General features: G+C 70.7%; 12 protein-coding genes. 3 read left to right on the top strand and 9 right to left on the bottom strand.

Features of this window, described 5'->3' with window-relative positions:
- Window positions 1–10 precede the first annotated feature (10 nt).
- Window positions 11–3,346 (bottom strand): ATP-binding protein, encoded by a 3,336-nt coding sequence (locus OG453_RS06740; RefSeq protein WP_266865473.1) that lies wholly within the window; start codon window positions 3,344–3,346, stop codon window positions 11–13.
- Between the two features lie 210 nt (window positions 3,347–3,556).
- On the opposite strand from OG453_RS06740, the gene OG453_RS06735 reads away from it, so the two are divergent.
- Window positions 3,557–4,963 carry an FG-GAP-like repeat-containing protein gene (locus tag OG453_RS06735; RefSeq protein ID WP_266865472.1) on the top strand — a complete coding sequence of 469 codons (1,407 nt, stop codon included), beginning with the start codon at window positions 3,557–3,559 and terminating at the stop codon, window positions 4,961–4,963.
- Window positions 4,964–4,975: 12 nt separating this feature from the next.
- On the opposite strand, the gene OG453_RS06730 is transcribed toward OG453_RS06735, so the two are convergent.
- Genes OG453_RS06730 through OG453_RS06720 form a run of 3 tightly spaced genes read right to left on the bottom strand, consistent with a single transcriptional unit; the run spans window position 4,976 to window position 9,101 of the window.
- Window positions 4,976–7,597 carry a bifunctional FO biosynthesis protein CofGH gene (locus tag OG453_RS06730; protein ID WP_266865470.1) on the bottom strand — a complete coding sequence of 874 codons (2,622 nt, stop codon included), beginning with the start codon at window positions 7,595–7,597 and terminating at the stop codon, window positions 4,976–4,978.
- Between the two features lie 43 nt (window positions 7,598–7,640).
- Window positions 7,641–8,528: an LLM class F420-dependent oxidoreductase gene (locus tag OG453_RS06725; RefSeq protein WP_266865468.1), complete on the bottom strand. Its 888-nt coding sequence runs from the start codon at window positions 8,526–8,528 to the stop codon at window positions 7,641–7,643.
- Window positions 8,529–8,561: 33 nt separating this feature from the next.
- Window positions 8,562–9,101 carry a hypothetical protein gene (locus OG453_RS06720; RefSeq protein WP_266865466.1) on the bottom strand — a complete coding sequence of 180 codons (540 nt, stop codon included), beginning with the start codon at window positions 9,099–9,101 and terminating at the stop codon, window positions 8,562–8,564.
- Between the two features lie 133 nt (window positions 9,102–9,234).
- On the opposite strand from OG453_RS06720, the gene OG453_RS06715 reads away from it, so the two are divergent.
- Window positions 9,235–9,651 carry an ankyrin repeat domain-containing protein gene (locus OG453_RS06715; protein WP_266865464.1) on the top strand — a complete coding sequence of 139 codons (417 nt, stop codon included), beginning with the start codon at window positions 9,235–9,237 and terminating at the stop codon, window positions 9,649–9,651.
- Window positions 9,652–9,775: 124 nt separating this feature from the next.
- On the top strand, window positions 9,776–11,320 hold the full coding sequence (locus OG453_RS06710) for a CehA/McbA family metallohydrolase (protein WP_266865462.1): 1,545 nt from the start codon (window positions 9,776–9,778) through the stop codon (window positions 11,318–11,320).
- Window positions 11,321–11,363: 43 nt separating this feature from the next.
- Here OG453_RS06710 and OG453_RS06705 read toward each other — a convergent pair whose 3' ends face one another.
- The 5 genes from OG453_RS06705 to OG453_RS06685 form a co-directional block, all read right to left on the bottom strand.
- Complete coding sequence (locus tag OG453_RS06705) at window positions 11,364–12,923, bottom strand: APC family permease (RefSeq protein ID WP_266865460.1); 1,560 nt, start codon at window positions 12,921–12,923, stop codon at window positions 11,364–11,366.
- 288 nt (window positions 12,924–13,211) lie between these two features.
- A complete protein-coding gene (locus tag OG453_RS06700) occupies window positions 13,212–14,681 on the bottom strand; it encodes an aldehyde dehydrogenase family protein (protein WP_266865458.1) in 1,470 nt (489 codons plus the stop codon).
- 219 nt (window positions 14,682–14,900) lie between these two features.
- Window positions 14,901–16,640 (bottom strand): amidohydrolase family protein, encoded by a 1,740-nt coding sequence (locus OG453_RS06695; RefSeq protein WP_266865457.1) that lies wholly within the window; start codon window positions 16,638–16,640, stop codon window positions 14,901–14,903.
- Between the two features lie 149 nt (window positions 16,641–16,789).
- Window positions 16,790–17,917, bottom strand: a complete 1,128-nt coding sequence (locus OG453_RS06690) for an LLM class flavin-dependent oxidoreductase (protein ID WP_266865456.1) — start codon at window positions 17,915–17,917, stop codon at window positions 16,790–16,792.
- A 125-nt stretch (window positions 17,918–18,042) separates the two neighbouring features.
- The gene (locus OG453_RS06685; RefSeq protein ID WP_266865455.1) at window positions 18,043–18,828 is read right to left on the bottom strand and encodes an SDR family NAD(P)-dependent oxidoreductase; all 786 of its coding nucleotides are present in this window, start codon (window positions 18,826–18,828) and stop codon (window positions 18,043–18,045) included.
- Window positions 18,829–18,842: the final 14 nt, after the last annotated feature.

Genomic DNA, 18,842 nt, shown 5'->3' with positions numbered 1-18,842 from the left:
GCGGCGGAACTCACGCATACCGCTCCCGGACGGCGTCCCGAGCCGCCGCCACCCGCGCGATGCGCGCCCCGAGCCGCCCCCTGTCGGCCCCCGGCGCGTGGAGGAGTTCCGTCATGAGCTCGGCAAGCTCCGCGAAGTCGTCCCACTCCTGGTCGGACGTGATGAAGGCGGTGATGTGGGTGTCCAGGGCGGGCCAGTCGTCCTGGGCCGCGGCGATCATGGCCGCGGAGGCGGCGTCCGGCTGCCCGGCGGCCGAGCGGGGCAGGCAGGCGTTCAGCTCGTGCCAGAGCGGGGCCGCGGCCGCCGCTCCCCGCTCGCCGGTCTCCGCGAGGGCCAGGAAGCCGAGGCGGTCCACCTCGTCGGGCATCCGGCGGGCGGCCTCCCGGGCGAGCGACCAGCGGCCCGTTCTGCGGTGGACCGCGGAGAGTTCCTCCAGCAGGTCGGTCTCTTCCGCGCCGGCCGCCACGGCCGCGGAGATCTCAGCGAGGGCCTCGCGCGGGCGGCCGCACCACAGGTGGACACGCGCGGCGAAGTCGTGTCCCCACGAGGAGTCGGTGCTGACCTCGTTGTAGCGCGCGGCGTCGGCCAGGGCCCGCTCGATGCGGCCGGTGGCGCGGCAGGTGATCGCGTGCCGTATGAGGTACCAGGGAGCGTCGGGTTCCAGCTCCAGGGCGCGGTCCAGGTCCTCGAACGCCTCGGTGTAGCGGCCCTGTTCATGCCGGATGGACCCGCGCTTGCAGAGCGCCGTCCCGTAGTCGGGCTCCGCGTCGAGGGCCTTGTCCAGGTCGGCGGTCGCTTCCTCGGACCGGTCCAGGCGGTGCAGCGCCTCCGCCCGGCAGTAGAGACACCAGGCGTCGCCGGGCAGCAGGGCGACGGCCCGGTCGGCGTCGGCGAGGGCCAACTCGTACTCGTCCCGGTAGCAGCGCACCCTGCTGCGGTGACCGAGCGCCCAGACGTAGTCCGGGGCCAGCTCGATGGCCCGGTCGAGGTCTGCCAGCGCCTCCTCCTCCTGATCCAGGCAGGAGTGCGCGACGCCCCGGCCCGCGAAGGCGGTGGCATCATCGGGGAGCAGTTCGACGGCCCGGCCGTACTCGGCGAGCGCCTCCTGCCACCGGCCCGCAGCCCGCAGCGCGTTGCCGCGCACCCGGACGATATAGGTCCACTCGGGGGCCAGCGCCAGGGCACGGTCGAGATCCGCGAGGGCCCGCTCGGTCTCCTCCCGGTCGCTGTGCACCCCGGCCCGCTGCACCAGCGCCCACGCGTAGTCCGGGTCGAGCTCGACCGCCCGGTCGAGGTCCGCGAGCGCCGCGTCGTTCTGGCCGAGGCCATTGCGGACCAGGCCCCGGTCCGCCCAGGGCATCGGATCCGCCGGGTCCCTTTCGATCGCCCGGTCCAGATCCGTGATCGCCGCCTCGTGGTCCCCACGGAGCCGGTGGGTCTCGCCGCGCAGCGCGAGGACGCGGTCGGCGTCGGGGTCCAGTTCATGGGCGCGGTCGAGGTCGGCGAGCGCCGCGTCGAACTCGTGGCGCAGCTTGTGCGTGAACCCCCGGCCGAAGTACGCCCGCTCCTGTTCCGGATCGAGCTCGACGGCCCGGTCGTACTCGGCGAGCGCCCGGTCGTACTCGCCGCTCTCGCGCAGATCACGGCCGCGCAGCGTACGGGCGAGGGCCTGCCCCTCGGTGTCGAGCCCGGCCCGGTCGAGCAGCAGCCCCAGCGCGTCGACCGGTGATCCCTCGGCGAGCGCGGCCAGGAGGTCGCGGCCCCACCGGCCCACACCCTCCGCCTCGACGTCGTCCCCGGCCTCGATGAGGAGCTGCGCCCAGCGCCTCGCCATGACCTCGCCCTTGTCGCAGGCGTCGACGGCGCCCCGCAAGGCCTGCGGAAGCGCACCGCGGGGGTCGGCGCACAGCAGGTGGTACGTCTGGGAGAGGCGCAGCTCCCACCAGCTGTCGTCGGACCACAAGTCGTCCACGGTGACGCCCTGTTCGGCCTCCGCCCGCCAGGCGGTGAACGTCTCCGCGAGCCGCTGCTGCTGCCGCGCCCAGCCCCGTGGCGAACGGTTGCGCTGCAGCCGCAGCATCGGCGCGCGCACCACCGCGTGGTACTGCACGCGGTCGCCGCGGTCGCTCACGAAGGGCAGGGCGCGCAGCCATCCGAAGAGTCCCGGCGCCTCCTCGTCCGCGCAGTCCACGGCCGCCCGGAACACATCGCCGTCAAGACGCCTGGGCAGCGCGCAGGCCAGCGCCGCCGCCCTGCGGACGGGGTCCGCCTCCCACTTCAGGAAGCGCTCGACGGCGGTCGAGCTCGGGTCGCTCACATCGTCGAGGTCGACCGGACGCCCCTGGGCGAGCATGGACACCAGGACGGGAAGGCCGCCGGTGAGCCGCAGCACCTCCTCGACCACCGGCTCGGCGGCCACCCCCTTGTCGGCGAGCAGCCCCCGCGCCTCCAGTTCGGTGAACGGGCCCAGCGGCACGTCCGCCGTGAAGTCCGCGTAGCCGCCCCAGCGCGTCGCGTCGAAGGGCCGCTGGCCCGCGGTCACGACGACCACGTTGGCGGGCAGCGCGCCGTGCCGTTCGGTCGTCATCACCTCGTGCAGCCAGCCGTCGAGGATCGGCGCCGTGATCTCGTACGTGTCGAAGAACAGCACGATCCAGGGTGCCGCCGCCGCTGCGTCCGAGAGCTCGGTGATCAGGACCGGCGTGAGGACCCGCTCCGGGGAGAGGACCAGCTGGACGTCCTCCTGATTACGGAAGCGCGCACTCAGGCCCGCCCTCAACCGGTCGGCGCCCTGGGCGAGTTGGGCGGGGTCGACCGCTCCGGCGAAGGCGCCGACACCCGGCACGAGCCCCAGGCCGACCAGGCCGACGCGGGCCGCTGCCATCCCGGCGGGCGAGGGCACGGGCTGCGGATTGACCAAGGGGCCGGGTTGCGGGCCCTCCACCGTGGCCGCCGCTGCCGCCGACACCGACTCCGCCTCTTGCCGCCGGTCGCGGTGGGCGGCGAGCAGCCGGTCCAGATCCTTGAACCGCCGCCCCTGGCGGGCGAATTGGGCGCTGATCGCGGACAGCGCCTCCGGCACGCTGCCGACCGCCTCGTCGACGTACGCGGTCAGCGCGCCGCGATCGCGGGCCAGCTGCTCCAACTCCCGTAGCAGAGAGGTCTTTCCGACGCCCGCGTTGCCGTGTACGTGGAAGAGGAAGCGGTGCCGCTCGTCGTCCACCGGCAGGTCGAAGTTCTCGCGGAACGCGGCGAGTTCATCCCGCCGGCCGACGAATCCGGCCCGCCTGCGCCGGCGTATCAGCTCCTGCATGGACGGCCGCCGCTCCGCACCCCCGGACGCCATGGGCCGCACCTCCCCCGAAAGTCCCCGCGCACGCCTGCCGCCGTCTGCCCTGCGCACAGTCTTCCACCACCGGCCCGCGCGGGGGCCGAAACCGCCGCCCCCGCACGATCACCAACACCCGGCGCCGCAAAGGTGAACCTGCGATGTACAACCATCCCGCCGAGGCGCTGGTCTCCCTTGCGTCACAGTAGTTTCCCCACAGGAGGACCAGTGCGCCGTTCCCTCATCGCCGCCGTCGCGGCGGCCGCCATCGCGACGCCGCTCGCCGTCGTGGCGACGACCGGTTCCGCGGCGGCGGCCCCCGTACCGCACCGCATTCCGGTGACCGACTTCAACAAGGACGGGTACGCCGACCTCGCCGTCTCCGCGGGCCGCGGCACCGTCGACGGCAAGACCGGCGCCGGCTACATATCGATCGTGTACGGCTCGGCGGCCGGCGCCGACACCGCGAACGCCAAGCAGATCAGCCGCGCCACCCCCGGCATGCCGGGCACCCCCGAGCAGGGGGCGGGCTTCGGCCTGCGCACCACCGCACGTGACCTCGACGGCGACGGGTACACCGACCTCGTCGTGAACGACGAGCCCTACGACGTCGTGCTCTGGGGTTCCGAGTTCGGCCTCACCGGGATCTCGCAGTTCCCCGGCGAGTCCGCGTGGGACCTGAAGGCCGGCGACTTCAACGGCGACGGCAAGGCCGACCTCGTCGCCAACACCCGCGCCGGCCTGGAGACCCGCTTCGGCCCGTTCACCCGCGACGGGAAGCCCGCGTCCAGCAAGCTCCTGGAGATCGGCGAGGACGACGGCCCGGCCGACATCATCGTCGGCGACATGACGGGCGACGGCGCGGACGACCTCGTCACCAGCCACTCCTTCGAGGAGATGCAGCACACCTCGAAGCTGTGGAAGGGCGGCAAGGACGGCTTCACCGGCGCCACCACTCCCACCGGCCGGTTCACCGTCGACGGCGTCATCGCCGACGTGGACAAGGACGGGTACGGCGACCTGGTGGCCCGCGAGGTGGACCACGTCTCCGAGATGCAGGAGTTCGACGCGGGCGCCGTCCGCGTCATCTACGGCGCCGCGTCCGGTCTCTCCGACCGCACCAAGAAGATCACCCAGGACACCGCGGGCGTCCCCGGCGTCGGCGAGCAGGGCGACTGGGACCTCGGCGACATGGGCGACCAGTTCGGCTACTCCCTCTCCGCCGGTGACGTCACCGGCGACGGCTACCCGGACATCGCGGTCGGGGTGCCCGGCGAGGACATCGACTCCGCGGGCGACACCGGCGCCATCGTCCTCCTCAAGGGCGGCGCGACCGGCCTGACCGGCACCGGCGCGCAGGCCTTCAACCAGTCCACCGCGGGCGTCCCCGGCGTCTCGGAGGGCGACGACGCCTTCGGCTCCGCGGTCCTGCTCTCCGACGTGAACAACAACAACCGCGCCGACCTGACGGTGGGCGCGCCCACCGAGGACGGCACGGTCAAGGACTCGGGGGCGGCCTGGCTCCTGCGCGGCTCCAAGGACGGCCTGGTGACGACCAACATCACGTCGTTCAGCCCGTCCTCGCTGGGCACCCCCCAGGAGGGCGCCCAGCTCGGCGGCCAGCTCGCGCAGTAGTCGCCCCCGTAGTCAGTCCAGCACGGGAAGCAGCTCCGGGAGGTGGCCGTCCGACGCGGCGGCCGCCTCCTGCCGCTCCCGCGGCACCTCTCCGTACAGCGTCGTCCGCGGCTTGGCCGGGCGCCCCGCCTCCTCCGCGATCGCGACAAGATCCTTCACCGAGCGGTACGAGCCGTAACTGGAGCCCGCCATCCGGGAGATGGTCTCCTCCATCAGCGTGCCGCCCAGGTCGTTCGCGCCCGAGCGCAGCATCTCCGCCGCACCCTCCGTGCCCAGCTTCACCCAGCTGGTCTGGATGTTCGGGATGTGCGGGTGGAGCAGGAGCCTCGCCATCGCGATCACCGCGCGGTTGTCGCGGCTGGTCGGCCCTGGGCGCGCGATGCCCGCCAGATACACCGGCGCGTTCGTATGGATGAAGGGGAGCGTCACGAACTCCGTGAAGCCACCGGTCTCTTGCTGAATGGCAGCCAGCGTGCGGAAGTGCCCGAGCCAGTGCCTCGGCTGGTCCACATGTCCGTACATCATCGTGGACGAGGAGCGGATGCCCAGCTCGTGGGCCGTCTTCACCACCTCGATCCACGTCGCCGTCGGCAGCTTGCCCTTCGTCAGGACCCAGCGCACCTCGTCGTCGAGTATCTCGGCGGCCGTGCCGGGGATCGAGTCCAGGCCCGCCTCCTTGGCGGCGCTGAGCCAGTCACGTATCGAAAGGCCCGTGCGCGTCGCGCCGTTGACGACCTCCATCGGCGAGAAGGCGTGCACATGCATGCCCGGCACGCGCTCCTTCACGGCCCGCGCGATGTCGAAGTACGCCGTGCCGGGCAGGTCCGGGTGGATGCCGCCCTGCATGCACACCTCGGTGGCGCCGACCTCCCAGGCCTGCTGGGCGCGGTCGGCGACCTGGTCCAGGGAGAGCGTGTACGCGTCCGCGTCGGTCCTGCGCTGGGCGAAGGCGCAGAAACGGCAGCCCGTGTAGCAGACGTTCGTGAAGTTGATGTTCCGCGTGACGATGTACGTCACGTCGTCGCCGACCACCGACTTGCGTACGTCGTCCGCGATGCCGCACAGCGCGTCGAGCGCGGGCCCGTCCGCGTGCAGCAGCGTCAGCGCCTGCGCGTCCGTCAGGCGCGTCGGGTCGTCGGCGGCCGTCTTCAAAGCAGCCCGCACGTCGCCGTCGATGCGGGACGGGACCATGCCGGGCGCGGCCTGCTCGCGCAGCGCGTCCCAGTCGCCGTACACCTCGTCGAAGTCGTCGCGCCGGTCGGAGGTGCGCCCCGTCGTGTCGATGGTGCGGTGCAGGTCGGTGCGGCCGGATGAGGCGACGTACCCCTCGTCGGGCTCCTGCCAGGGCAGTCCGGCGGGGCGTGCGTCCGCGTTCGCCAGGCCCGTCTCCGGGTCGACGAGCGCGCGTACGTGAGGAAGGAGGCGCGGGTCGAGCCAGGGCTCGCCGCGCTGGATGAACTCCGGGTAGATCGTGAGCCGTTCGCGCAGCGTGAAGCCCGACTCGGCGGTCTTCTCAGCCAGCTCGTCGATGTGCGGCCAGGGCCGCTCCGGGTTCACATGGTCGGGCGTGAGGGGCGACACGCCGCCCCAGTCGTCGATGCCCGCGCCGATGAGCAGCGCGTACTCCGCGTCCACCAGGTTCGGCGGGGCCTGGATGCGGGCGCTCGGGCCGAGGATGTGCCGGGCCACCGCGATGCACGCGGCGAGCTCTTCCAGCTCGGCGTCCGGCATGCCGCGCATCGCCGTGTCCGGCTTGGCACGGAAGTTCTGGACGATGACTTCCTGGATGCCGTGGTACGAACGCTGCGTCGAGCGCAGCCGGAATACGGAGTCCGCACGCTCCTCGTACGTCTCACCGATCCCTATGAGGATGCCGGTCGTGAAGGGAACGTTGGAGCGCCCTGCGTCTTCGAGCACCCGCAGCCGCACGGACGGCTCCTTGTCGGGCGACCCGTGGTGCGGACCGCCCGGCTCGCTCCACAGCCGCGTCGCCGTCGTCTCCAGCATCATGCCCATGGAGGGCGCGACGGGCTTGAGCCGCTGGAGGTCGGTCCAGGTCATGACGCCGGGGTTGAGGTGCGGGAGCAGCCCCGTCTCTTCGAGGACGCGGATCGCCATCGCGCGCACATACGCGAGCGTGTCGTCGTACCCCTCCGCCTCCAGCCACTCGCGCGCCTCGGGCCAGCGGTACTCGGGCCGGTCGCCGAGCGTGAACAGGGCTTCCTTGCAGCCCAGTTCGGCACCGCGGCGGGCGATGTCGATCACCTCGTCCGGCGACAGGAACATGCCGTGCCCCTCGCGGCGCAGCTTGCCGGGGACAGTGACGAACGTGCAGTAGTGGCACTTGTCCCGGCACAGCCGCGTCAGCGGGATGAAGACCTTCTTCGAGTACGTGATGACGCCGGGCCGCCCCGCCGCCGCGAGCCCCGCGTCACGCACCCGCGCGGCGGACGCGGCGAGATCCTTGAGGTCGTCCCCGCGCGCCTGGAGCAGCACGGCGGCCTCGGCGGTGTCGAGCGCGACGCCGTCCCTGGCGCGCTTGAGGGCGCGGCGCATGGCGTTGGCGGTGGGTCGGGCCGGCTCCTGCGGTGCTGGGTCCTTAGGTGCTGGGTCCTGCGGCGCGCTGTTGGTCATGGCTCCGAGCATACGAGCGGGCGCCGACAGAAACAGCCACAGGTCAGTGCTGGTTTCCGGCGGCCGGTGTGAGGTGCACGTATCGCTGGAATCCGTCGAGCGCCTCCAGCACGTCGGCCTCCTCGCCTGCGGGCAGCTGAACGATGACTTCGTCGACGCCGAGGTCGGCGTAGTGGGCGAGCTTGCCGGGGGTCGGCTCGACCGCCGAGAGGGCGACGTACAGGTCACCGGGCGGGCGGCCCGCGTCCGCCCATGCCTCCCGGAGCGCCGGCAGGTACTCGCGCAGGCCACCGCCGCCGATGGGCAGCCAGCCGTCGGCGTACTCCGCGATGTGCGCGAAGAGCTTGGGGCCTGCGGCGCCGCCGATGAGGGTGCGGGGGCCGTGCAGGGGCGGGCCTTGCTTGCGCTCGCGGGGGGTGAGCTGTGGCTTCGGGTGTACGTCACTGGCTCGCACGCTCGCGAACTCGCCCTCGTAGGCGGTGGGTTGACCGTCCCAGAGGGCCCGCATGACCGCCATCCGGTCCCGCACGAGGGCGCGCCGGGTGGGCCAGTGGACTCCGTGGTCGGCGGCCTCCTCGCGGTTCCAGCCGTAGCCGATGCCGAGGGTGAAACGGCCGCCGGAGAGATGGTCGAGGGTGGCGATCTGCTTGGCGAGGTCGATGGGGTCGTGCTGCCCGACGAGCGTGATGTTCGTGCCGAGGCAGAGGGTCCGGGTGACGGCGGCGGCCTGCGCGAGGGCGACGAAGGGGTTGAGCATGCGGGCACACTCGGGCGGGAATTCACCGCCGGGGTAGGGGGTTTCGCGGGGCACGGGGATGTGGGAGTGCTCGGGGAGGTAGAGCCCCGCGAAGCCCCGCTGCTCCAGTTCCTGGGCGAGGCGGATCGGGGTGATGGTCTCGTCGGTGAGGTAGATCGTGGCGGCTACTCGCATGGGTCGGCCTCCGGTCAGCGGGGGGGGCGGGGCTCACTTACTAGCCGTCATCGGCGCAGGAGTCCATGCCGCGCCCGTGTGACCCGTCCGCCGCCGGTAGTACGCGACCGTCACCGCGATCAGCAGCGGGGCCCACGCGAGGAGCGGCAGATAGCAGGCGACGAGGATCGCCTCCTGGACCGGGGTGTCGGTGGCCCCCGAGCCCAGGCCCGCCATGTGGGCGTAGAACGACCAGCCCAGGAGCCCCAGCAGCCCCGCCGCCCCCAGCGACGCCGGAACCACCGCCGCCATCGTCCGCACCCTGCGCCCGCCGAGCAGCGGCACCCACCCCGGTACGACCTCGCCCCACCCCCGCACCAGGCCGAGGGTCAGCAGGGCCAGGCACTCCGCGACGACGCTGAGCCCCAGCACGTACACCGTCTGCCACCCGCCGGGGAACGGATCCTTGGCCACCGGCAGCCCCGTGGCCAGGGCGACCCGCCACAGGCCGGAGGGCAGGGTGGCCAGAGGGACGGCGTGGGCGGCGATCACGGCCCAGCGGGGGACGTCCGGCAGTGCGCTCAGCTTCATCATGCGGCCCATGCTGCCGAGGCAGGCACGCCGCCCACATCGGCGTACGAGCCGACTCCGCGCCCCGCGCCTCCGCCGCACGGGGGAGCCGAAATTCATACGCCCGCACGCGCCCCTCCGACCTAACCTGACCCCCATGAACGGAAGGCGCCGCAAGAAGCTGACGAAACGCCTGGTCCGGGCCGCGCTGCTCGGCCTCCCCACCGAGGTGGAATCGCTGCTGCGCGCGGGCGCCGACCCGCGCACCCCCGACCCCGACGGCTCGACCCCCCTCTACATCGCCTCCGTCCAGGGCAACGCCCCCATCGTCCGCGCGCTCCTCGCGGCAGGCGCCGACCCCGACACGGAGAGCGGCCACGGCGACCAGGGCACGCCCCTGTGCGGGGCGGCGTGCTGGGGCTACACCGAAGCAGTCCACGAACTCCTCGCGCACGGCGCCGACCCCAACCTCCGCGAGGACCGGGGCAGCGGGAACACCCCGCTGTACTGGGCGCTGCAAGGCCCTCACGAGGAGACGGCCACGGTGCTGCGGAAGGCGGGCGCGAAAGCCTAGGCACCGCTGCGCGCACGCCCGACACCACCCGTAAGTCTGTCAATTGCCTTCCCTTGCCGGGAAGTTCACGGCTGAATACCAGGGTTGCCCTGCAGTCTCATCCGACACCCTGGGGAGCCGCCACATGTGCGAGGACGAGCTACACCACCGCAGCAGAGCCACCGACACACCCCTGAACCGGCGCGGACTCCTCGTGACGGGAGCCGCCGCCGCGCTTACGTTGAACAGCGTGAGCTTCGCGAACGCCGCAGGGCGGGAATCCGGAAGTGCCGACGAGACCAAGGTGGTGCGCGGCACGCTGCCCACCGGGTCGCCCGACTTCGTCTATCTGCCGGTCGAAGTCCCGGACGGCGTACGGGAGATCCACGTCGCGTACAAGTACGAGAAGGCGACGGTCCCGGCGGGCACCCAGAACAACGCGCTCGACATCGGCGTCTTCGACCAGCGCGGCACCGCGCTCGGCGGCAAGGGCTTCCGCGGCTGGTCGGGCGGCGCACGCACGGAGTTCTTCATCCGCGCCGACGACGCGACCCCCGGCTACATCCCGGGCCCGGTCAAGGCCGGCACCTGGAACATCGCGCTCGGCCCGTACACGGTCGCCCCGCAGGGCCTCCCCTACGAGGTGACGATCACCCTCAAGTACGGGGAGCCGGGCAAGACACCGAAGCCCGTCTACCCACCGGACCGAGCGAAGGGGCGGGGCCGCGCCTGGTACCGCGGCGACTGCCACCTCCACTCCTGGTACTCGGACGGCAGGCGCACCCCGGCCGAGATCGCGTCGCTCGCGCGCGCGGCGGGCCTGGACTTCATCAACTCCTCAGACCACAACACGCACTCGGCACACCCCCATTGGGCGGACCAGGCAGGCGACGACCTACTGATCATGCTGGGCGAGGAGGTGACGACCCGCAACGGCCACGTGGTCGCCCTCGGCACGGACCCCGGCACGTTCGTCGACTGGCGCTACCGCGCCCGGGACAACCGCTTCGGCAAGTACGCCCGCGAGATCCGCGACGCGGGCGGCCTGGTCGTCCCCGCCCACCCGCACGCCACCTGCGTCGGCTGCAACTGGAAGTTCGGCTTCGGCGAGGCGGACGCGGTGGAGGTGTGGAACGGCGCGTACACCCCGGACGACGAGGTCTCGCTGGCCGACTGGGACAGCACCCTCGTCGCGGCCGTACGCGGCCGGAAGCCATGGATCCCCGCCATGGGCAACAGCGACGCCCACCGCGACCCCGACCCCGTCGGCTCCCCGCAGACGGTCGTCCTCGCCGACGACCTGACCCGCGAGGCCATCCAGGCCGGCATCCGCGCGGGCCACAGCTACGTGGCCGAATCCAAGAACGTATCGCTGAAGTTCACGGCGACGGGCGGCAAGGGCAAACAGGCAGGCATCGGCGAACGCCTCCCCGTCACCCCCGAAGCCCCGGTGACGATCCGCCTCGACGTGACGGGCGCCCCCGGCTGCACGATCCGCTTCGTGACGGACCAGGGCACCCTCTTCACATCCCCGGCCCTCCCTGAATCGGGAACAGGCACGGCACAGTGGCAGACGACGGCCTCGTACGCGGCGTACGTCCGCGCGGAGGTCCGCCACGCCCCCGTGGTGACGGGCCTGCCGGGCCCACTGGCTGCCTTCACGAACCCGATCTTCCTGGGCCGCGACTAGACGACGAGCACGGCGCACAGACCCTCCAGGGCGAACTGGAGGGTCAGTCCGCGACGACCAGTGCCGGGGTGTCGCGCTTCAGTACCTCACCCCGGAAGAACGCCGGGCTCTTGCGGCCCATCACCAGCATGATCACCACGCCGAGGAGCAGCAGGCCCACGCCGATCACGAAGACCGAGCCGACACCGAAGACCGAGGAGCCGCTGCCGTACTCCGGGTTCCACATGTCGATCAGGGTCTTGGTGAAGACGCCGGTCAGCAGGATGCCGCCGAGTGCCGGGAGCAGGCCCTTGAAGACGAAGTCGCGCACGGAGCCGAGAAGTTCACGGCGGAAGTACCACACACAGGCGAAGGCCGTCAGCGCGTAGTAGAAGCAGATCATGAGGCCGAGCGCGTAGATCGTGTCGACCAGGACGTGCTCGGAGACCAGCGTCATGACCGTGTAGAAGACGGCGGTCGCGATGCCCGCCATGACCGTCGCGCGGCCGGGAGTCTTGAAGCGCGGGTGGACGCGCGAGTACGACTTCGGGAGCGCCTCGTACGCGGACATCGCGAGGACCGTGCGGGCCACCGGGATGAACGTCGTCTGCAGGCTGGCCGCAGCCGACGCGAGTACCGCGACGAAGAGCAGGATGCCGAGCGTCGGACCCATCACCGGGCCGGCCAGTACGGCGAAGACGTTGTCGGAGGTGTCGGGGTTGGCGAGGCCGAGGCCCTTGGTGCCCGAGCCCACCACCATCTGCGCGGCGACAGCCGTCGCGAGGTAGGAGCCGACGAGGACGACCATCGCGATGAGTGCGGCGCGACCGGGGGTCTTGTCGCTGCCGGTCGTCTCCTCGTTGGCGGCCAGACAGGCGTCCCAGCCCCAGTAGATGAAGATCGCGAGCGAGAGGCCCGCGGTGAAGGAGGAGAACGACTTGACCGCGAACGGGTTCAGCCACGACCAGGAGAAGTCGGCCGACATCGGGAAGTCCGGGCTGCCCGCCTTCTGGAACGCCATCACCACGAAGATCGCGAGTACGACCAGCTGCAAGCCGACCAGCGCGTACTGCACCCCCTTGGTAGCCGTCATCCCCCGATAGCTGATGGCCGTGGCCGCCGCGATCAGGGCGAGGCACGTGAGGATATGGACGGCCTTGTTGTCGTCCAGGGCGGCGACGGAGTCGCTGCTGGTGATTTCGCCCGCCAGGAGCCAGAAGTACGAGGTCGCGACGCCTGCCAGGTTCGAGAGGACGATGATCGTCGCGATGACCAGGCCCCAGCCGCACATCCAGCCGATCCGCGGGCCGAAGGCCTTGACGGTCCAGGTGAAGGATGTGCCGCAGTCGGGCATGGCCTTGTTGAGCTCGCGGTAGGCGAAGGCCACCAGGAGCATCGGCAGGAAGCCCGCGAGGAAGACCGCGGGCATGGCCAGACCGACCTCGCCGGCTGTGGAGCCGAGGGTCGAGGTCAGGCAGTAGACGGGGGCGACGGTCGAGATGCCGATGACGGCGCTGCCCATGAGGCCCACGGAGTTCCCGCCGAGGCCTTTGGCGCGTACGCCCCCGTCGGGGGCGCCGCTTACCGTGTCTCCGGCCTGGGGCCGTACGTCCAACTGGCTCATGAACAGGACGTTAAGTCCTGCGGTTTCCACATCCGGAGGGATGAGGTCCGGATCTTTCGGCTTCCAATCGATGGATGAATCGGGCAAGCGCCATCGATTGATTGACCGCTCAATCGAATCCGTCAGCTATTACCAGGCAAATCTCGGGCCGTCCGATATGCGGGAACCGCAGCACTGTCCGTTTTGACCCGTTTCAAAATTTTCCCGAGCGTCATCTCACACTTCACATAAGGGACTATTCGCGAGACACTGGCGCCCGTTTCATTGCGATATCGCCCGTTTATGGGCTCATCCGGGCCAGACAATCGACTGCAGCTCGCTGTACGCGTGCAGCGCGTACGACCCCACGTCCCGGCCCACCCCGCTCTTCTTGAACCCCCCGAACGGCGCCTCCATGTTCCGCCCGATGGTGTTCACGCCGACCCCGCCCGCCCGCAGCCGCCGCGCGACCCGGAAGGCGCGGGCCACGTCCGCCGACCAGACGTAGTCGATGAGGCCGTAGTCGCTGTCGTTGGCGAGGGCGATGCCTTCCTCCTCCTCGTCGAAGGGGACCACCACGACCACCGGGCCGAAGATCTCCTCCCTCACCACCCGCATGTCGTTCGTGCAGTCCGCGAGCAGCGTCGGGGCGACGTAGAAGCCTCGGTCGAACGCCGGGCGCTCGCCGCCCGCCACCACCCGCGCACCCTCCTTGCGGCCCAGCTCCACGTACGACTCGATGCGGTCCCGGTGCGCGGACGAGATCACCGGGCCGACGATCGTCCCCTTCTCCCGCGGATCGCCGACCTTCATGAAGCCGATGTAGCCCTTCAGCTTCTCGATGAGGTCGTCGTGGATCGCCCGATGCGCGATCACTCGCGTCGGGGCCGTGCAGATCTGTCCGCTGTAGAAGGCGAACGTCGTCCCTATCCCCGCCACCGCCGCGTCCAGGTCCGCGTCGTCGAAGACGAGCGCCGCGCCCTTGCCGCCCAGCTCCATCAGCTGCCGCTTCATGTCGCGGCCGCACACCTCGGCGATGCGCTGTCCGACCGACGTCGAGCCGGTGAAGCTGACCATGTCGACGTCCCGCGAGTCGACGGCCGCCTCCCCGACCTCCGGGCGCGCCCCCGACACCACGTTCACCACGCCCGCCGGCGCTCCCGCCTCCTCCAGCGCGGCCGCCATCCGGTACACCGAAAGCGGGTCCTGCGGTGCGGGCTTCACCACGACCGTGTTGCCCATGGCCAGGGCGGGCGCGACCTTGCCCGCGGGATTGGCCCAGGGGTTGTTGTACGAGGTGATGCAGGTGACGACGCCCACCGGCTGGCGCACGGCGAGCGCCCCGAGGACGCCCGCCTTGCCCATCGGCCCGGCTTCACTGATCTGCGGAGGGAGAGCCGTCTCGACCGGCTCCAAGGCCCCCTTCGCGTACCGCTTGAAGCGCGCCACCGACACCGCGACCTGCATCCCGCGCGCCGTCCCGGTCGTCGCGCCGCTCTCGGCCTGGGCGAGTTCGGCGTACGACGCGAAATCGCGCTGCATGATCTCCGCGGCCCGGTCGAGGACCGTGGCCCGCTCCTCGGGTGTCGTGCGCGACCAGGTGGCGAAGGCCTCGCGGGCCGCGGTCGCCGCCTCGTGCACCTGCGCGCGGCTCGCCTCGGGGGCGAGCCCGACGACGCCCTCGGTCGCCGGGTTGATCACCTCGTAGTGGCCGCCGTCCGGCTCGACCCAATCGCCGCCGATGAACAGCCGCTGCTCGCGGGGGAGTTCGGAGGTCACTGGATACCTCCGATCGGGTAAACCGACCGGCGTGCGTTGCGAGAGCCAAGCGCGTACGCCGTGCTGATCGAGAGCCAAGACAGCACATGCACCTCCAAACTTTTTGCACGAACCCGGGCTGGTTTCAACCCGGCTGGTGCTGATCGCGGAAGACCTGTCGGGTCGTTGACCTCCAGGCGGCGTGAGCCAGGAATCCCTCTGCTTCTGCGGGGGGAGGATTCAATTGGTGCTCACCGTCCTGGTGTCCCGGCCCGACCGGAGCACCGTGCCGGGGGTCGCGCCCGTCACCTGGTCCTCACGGATGGTCTCGACTCCGTTGACCCACACCGCGTTGATGCCGATCGCCTTCGAGTCGAGGCGCGGACTGTCCCCCGGCAGATCGTGCACCAGGGTCGCCTTGCCCGCGTCGATGCGCTCGGGGTCGAAGAGGACGAGGTCGGCGTGGAAGCCCTCCTGGATGCGCCCGCGGTCCCGCAGCCCGAAGAGCCGGGCGGGATCGTCGGTGAGCATCTTCACCGCCTCCTCAAGACCGACCAGCTTGCGGCCCCGCAGACAGTCCCCGATGAACCGCGTCGTGTACGGGGCGCCGCACATCCGGTCCAGGTGCGCGCCCGCGTCGGAGCCGCCCAGCATGACGTCCTCGTGCTGCCAGGCCTCCTGGCGCAGGGTCCACGATTCGGGGTCGTTGTCGGAGGGCATGGGCCACAGGACCGTACGCAGATCGTCGTTGGCGCAGATCTCGACGAGGCACTCGAAGGGCTCCTGGCCGCGCTCGGCGGCGATGTCCCGGACGACCCGCCCCGTCAGCCCTTCGTTCTCCTTCGAGTACGTGTCCCCGATGACGTACCGGTCGAAGTGCGCGAGCCGCCGGAAGACCCCCGCCTCCTTGCTGTCGGCGCGCCGCAGCATCTCGGCCCTGACGTCCGGGTCACGCAGCTTGGCGATGCGCTCGGGAACGGGCAGGCCTAGGACGTCTCCCCATCCGGGGATCAGATTCAGGGCGCAGAAGGTACCGAGGGACATGTTCATGGGGGTGAGGATCGGCATGGTGAGGGCGACGATGCGGCCGCCCGCCTTGCGGGCGCGCTCGCTGGGGATCAGCTGGCGCGGCACGCGCTCGGGCACGGCGGAGTCGATGGTGAGGACGTTCCAGTTGAGCGGCCGCCCGGCGGCCGCGCTCATGTCGACGAAGAGGTCGATCTCGTCGTCGCTGAACTGGTCCAGGCACCCCGCGACGATGGCTTCGAGCTGCGTTCCCTCGTGCTCGGCGACGGCCCGGCTGAGCGCGAGCAGCTCATCGGGCTTCGCGTGCCGGGATGCGACTGGCTGCCCGTCGCCGTCGGAGTGGGTGGAGGACTGGGTGGTGGAGAGCCCCCAGGCGCCGGCGTCCATGGCGTCGTGGAACAGGCTCAGCATCTCCTCCAACTGCGCGGGGGTCGGCTGACCGCCGACCGCGTCCGCGCCCATGACGTACCGGCGCAGTGCGCAGTGCCCCACCATGAAGCCCGCGTTGACGGCGACGCGCCCCTCCAGGGCGTCGAGATACTCCCCGAACGAGCTCCACGACCAGGGCGCGCCCTCTTCGAGCGCGACGAGCGACATGCCCTCGACCTTGGACATCATCCGCCGTGTGTAGTCGGCGTCTTCGGGGCGTGCCGGGTTCAACGGGGCAAGAGTGAAGCCGCAGTTGCCGCCGGCGACGGTGGTGACGCCGTGGTTGAGGGAGGGCGTGGCGTACGGATCCCAGAACAGCTGGGCGTCGTAGTGCGTATGCGGATCGACGAACCCGGGGGCGAGGACGCGCCCTTGGGCGTCTTCGCTGGTCGCGGCCGACTCGGTGACGGTGCCGGGTTCGGCGATGACGGCTATGCGCCCGCCCCGGATGCCTACGTCGGCGACGCGTGCGGGGGCTCCGGTCCCGTCGACGACGGTCGCGCCCTTGATGAGGTGATCAAGCATGACGGTACGAGTCCCCCTTCGGGGTAAACGGGTGGGTGGGTGGGAGAAGATCAAGCCCGTCCGGCGCTTGAGGACGCGCCCGAAGGGCGAAGGGGGGAGCCCCGGCCTCCGTCCGGGAAGGGAAGGCCGGGGCAGTCACAAGGGCCGGCTCAACCGCCGGAGGCACCCCGCATACGCGTAGTGCGGTGCACAGGATCCGTATCGATCTTCGGGATCACATGCTCACCGATCAGCTTGATCGTGTTCTTCGTGTCCTCCGGCGAGATCCCGATGGGCAGCCCGAACGACAGCTGATCGGCCCCCGCCTGCTCCCACCGCTTGCACTGCGTCAGCACCTCGTCCGGGTCGCCGCAGATCATCAGCTCCTCGGCGATGAGCAGCTCGATGATCTCCTCGCTGTACTCGGGAAGCAGCTCGGGCCACTCCGGGATGCCCTCGGGCCGCGGGAAGGTGTCGTGGTACCGGAAGAGCAGCGACTGCAGGTAATTGAGACCCCCGCTCACCGCGATCTCGACCGCCTTCTTGTGCGTCTCCGCACAGATCGCGGTCGACGTCACCATGACGTTGTCGTTGACGAAGGCCCCGACCGGCTCGGCGTCCTTCACGGCCGTCTTGTACGACTCGAGGACCCACTCCATGTCGGAGACCTTCTGCACGCTGAAGCCCAGAACCCCGAGCCCCTTCTTTCCGGCCATCGCGTACGAGGGCGGGGACCCGGCGGCGTACCACATAGCAGGGTGGGACTTCCCGTAAGGCTTGGGAAGCACCTTCCTCGGCGGCAGCGACCAGTGCTTGCCCTGGAAGCCGACGTACTCGTCCTGGAGCCACATCTTGGGGAACTCGGCGATGGTCTCTTCCCAGAGTTCCTTGGTGTGGTTCATGTCGGTGATCCCCGGCATGAAGCCCAATATCTCGTGCGACCCGGCGCCGCGCCCCGACCCGAACTCGAAGCGTCCTTCGGAGAGATGGTCGAGCATGGCGACCTTCTCGGCGACCTTGACCGGGTGGTTCACCGGGGCCAGCGGGTTGAAGATGCCGGAGCCCAGATGGATGCGGTCGGTCGCGTGGGCGAGATAGCCGAGGAAGACATCATTGGCGGAGAGGTGCGAGTACTCCTCCAGGAAGTGGTGCTCGGACGCCCAGGCGTACTTGAACCCGGACTTGTCCGCCTGGATGACGTACTCGGTCTCCTCGATGAGCGCCTTGTGCTCGGCTTCGGGGTCGACCTTGGCCCGCTTGGCGGGCACGTATCCCTGTACAAAGAGACCGAATTCCAAGGAGGTTCACCATCCTCGTGAGTTTCCGACGGAGTTTCTGACGCACCGTCAGATCTTGATGGGTCGACTGTTCCACCGGTCGCACGGACCGTCAATACCCGCGACCGCCCCGCACTGACGCATCGTCAGACAATGCTGACCCCCGCCAGCCATCCGCCGTCGATGACGAACGGCTGCCCGGTGATGTACGCCGAGTCCCCGCCGGTGAGGAAGAGCGCGAGCGCGGCCACCTCCTCGGGCTTCCCGATCCGCCCGAGCGGCACGAGCTTCTTGTAGAGCTCGGCGACGGCCTCCCGTGCCTCGGTCGGATCGGCGGTGGGGTCGAGCTGCGCCGGGTTCGTCATCGGGGTGTCGACGGCCCCCGGGCAGACGGCGTTGACGCGGATGCCCTGCCCGGCGAGCTCCATCGCCGCGACGCGGGTGAGCCCGAGGATGGCGTGCTTGGTGGCGGCGTACGCGCCGACATAGGCCATGCCGGTCATCGCCGTGTACGAGGCGGTGTTCACGATGGTGCCGCCGCCGGCCGCCCCGATCTCGGGGGCGACGGTGCGGATACCCAGGAAGCAGCCCACCTGGTTGACCTGGATCACCTGCTGGAATTCCTCCAGCGGCGTGCTGACCAGCTCGTTGAACCGCAGTATCCCGGCGTTGTTGACGAGCCCGTCGATCTTCCCGAACGCGTCCTTGGCGGCGCCCACGGCGGACTGCCAGTCGGCCTCCTGACTGACGTCGAGATGCACATACCGGGCCGACTCCTCGCCCAACTCCTTGGCGAGCGCCTCCCCTTGGTCGTCGAGCACGTCCCCGATGACGACCTTCGCCCCCTCGGCGGCGAAGAGCCGGGCCTCCTGCTCGCCCTGTCCGCGTGCCGCGCCGGTGACGATGACGACGCGCCCGTCCAGCTTGCCCATGCCAGTCTCCTCAG

The organism is Streptomyces sp. NBC_01381 (genome assembly GCF_026340305.1).
Lineage (GTDB): Bacteria > Actinomycetota > Actinomycetes > Streptomycetales > Streptomycetaceae > Streptomyces.
The sequence above is the reverse complement of the archived record's forward strand: the minus strand, read 5'-3'. Positions and strand labels throughout refer to the sequence as shown.

Bases quoted from the DNA above. Each gene is read 5' to 3' on its own strand.
- OG453_RS06740 (WP_266865473.1), bottom strand. From the start codon at position 3,346: ATGGCGTCCGGGGGTGCGGAGCGGCGGCCGTCCATGCAGGAGCTGATA.
- OG453_RS06730 (WP_266865470.1), bottom strand. From the start codon at position 7,597: ATGACCAACAGCGCGCCGCAGGACCCAGCACCTAAGGACCCAGCACCG.
- OG453_RS06725 (WP_266865468.1), bottom strand. From the start codon at position 8,528: ATGCGAGTAGCCGCCACGATCTACCTCACCGACGAGACCATCACCCCG.
- OG453_RS06720 (WP_266865466.1), bottom strand. From the start codon at position 9,101: ATGATGAAGCTGAGCGCACTGCCGGACGTCCCCCGCTGGGCCGTGATC.
- OG453_RS06715 (WP_266865464.1), top strand. From the start codon at position 9,235: ATGAACGGAAGGCGCCGCAAGAAGCTGACGAAACGCCTGGTCCGGGCC.
- OG453_RS06710 (WP_266865462.1), top strand. From the start codon at position 9,776: ATGTGCGAGGACGAGCTACACCACCGCAGCAGAGCCACCGACACACCC.
- OG453_RS06705 (WP_266865460.1), bottom strand. From the start codon at position 12,923: ATGAGCCAGTTGGACGTACGGCCCCAGGCCGGAGACACGGTAAGCGGC.
- OG453_RS06695 (WP_266865457.1), bottom strand. From the start codon at position 16,640: ATGCTTGATCACCTCATCAAGGGCGCGACCGTCGTCGACGGGACCGGA.
- OG453_RS06685 (WP_266865455.1), bottom strand. From the start codon at position 18,828: ATGGGCAAGCTGGACGGGCGCGTCGTCATCGTCACCGGCGCGGCACGC.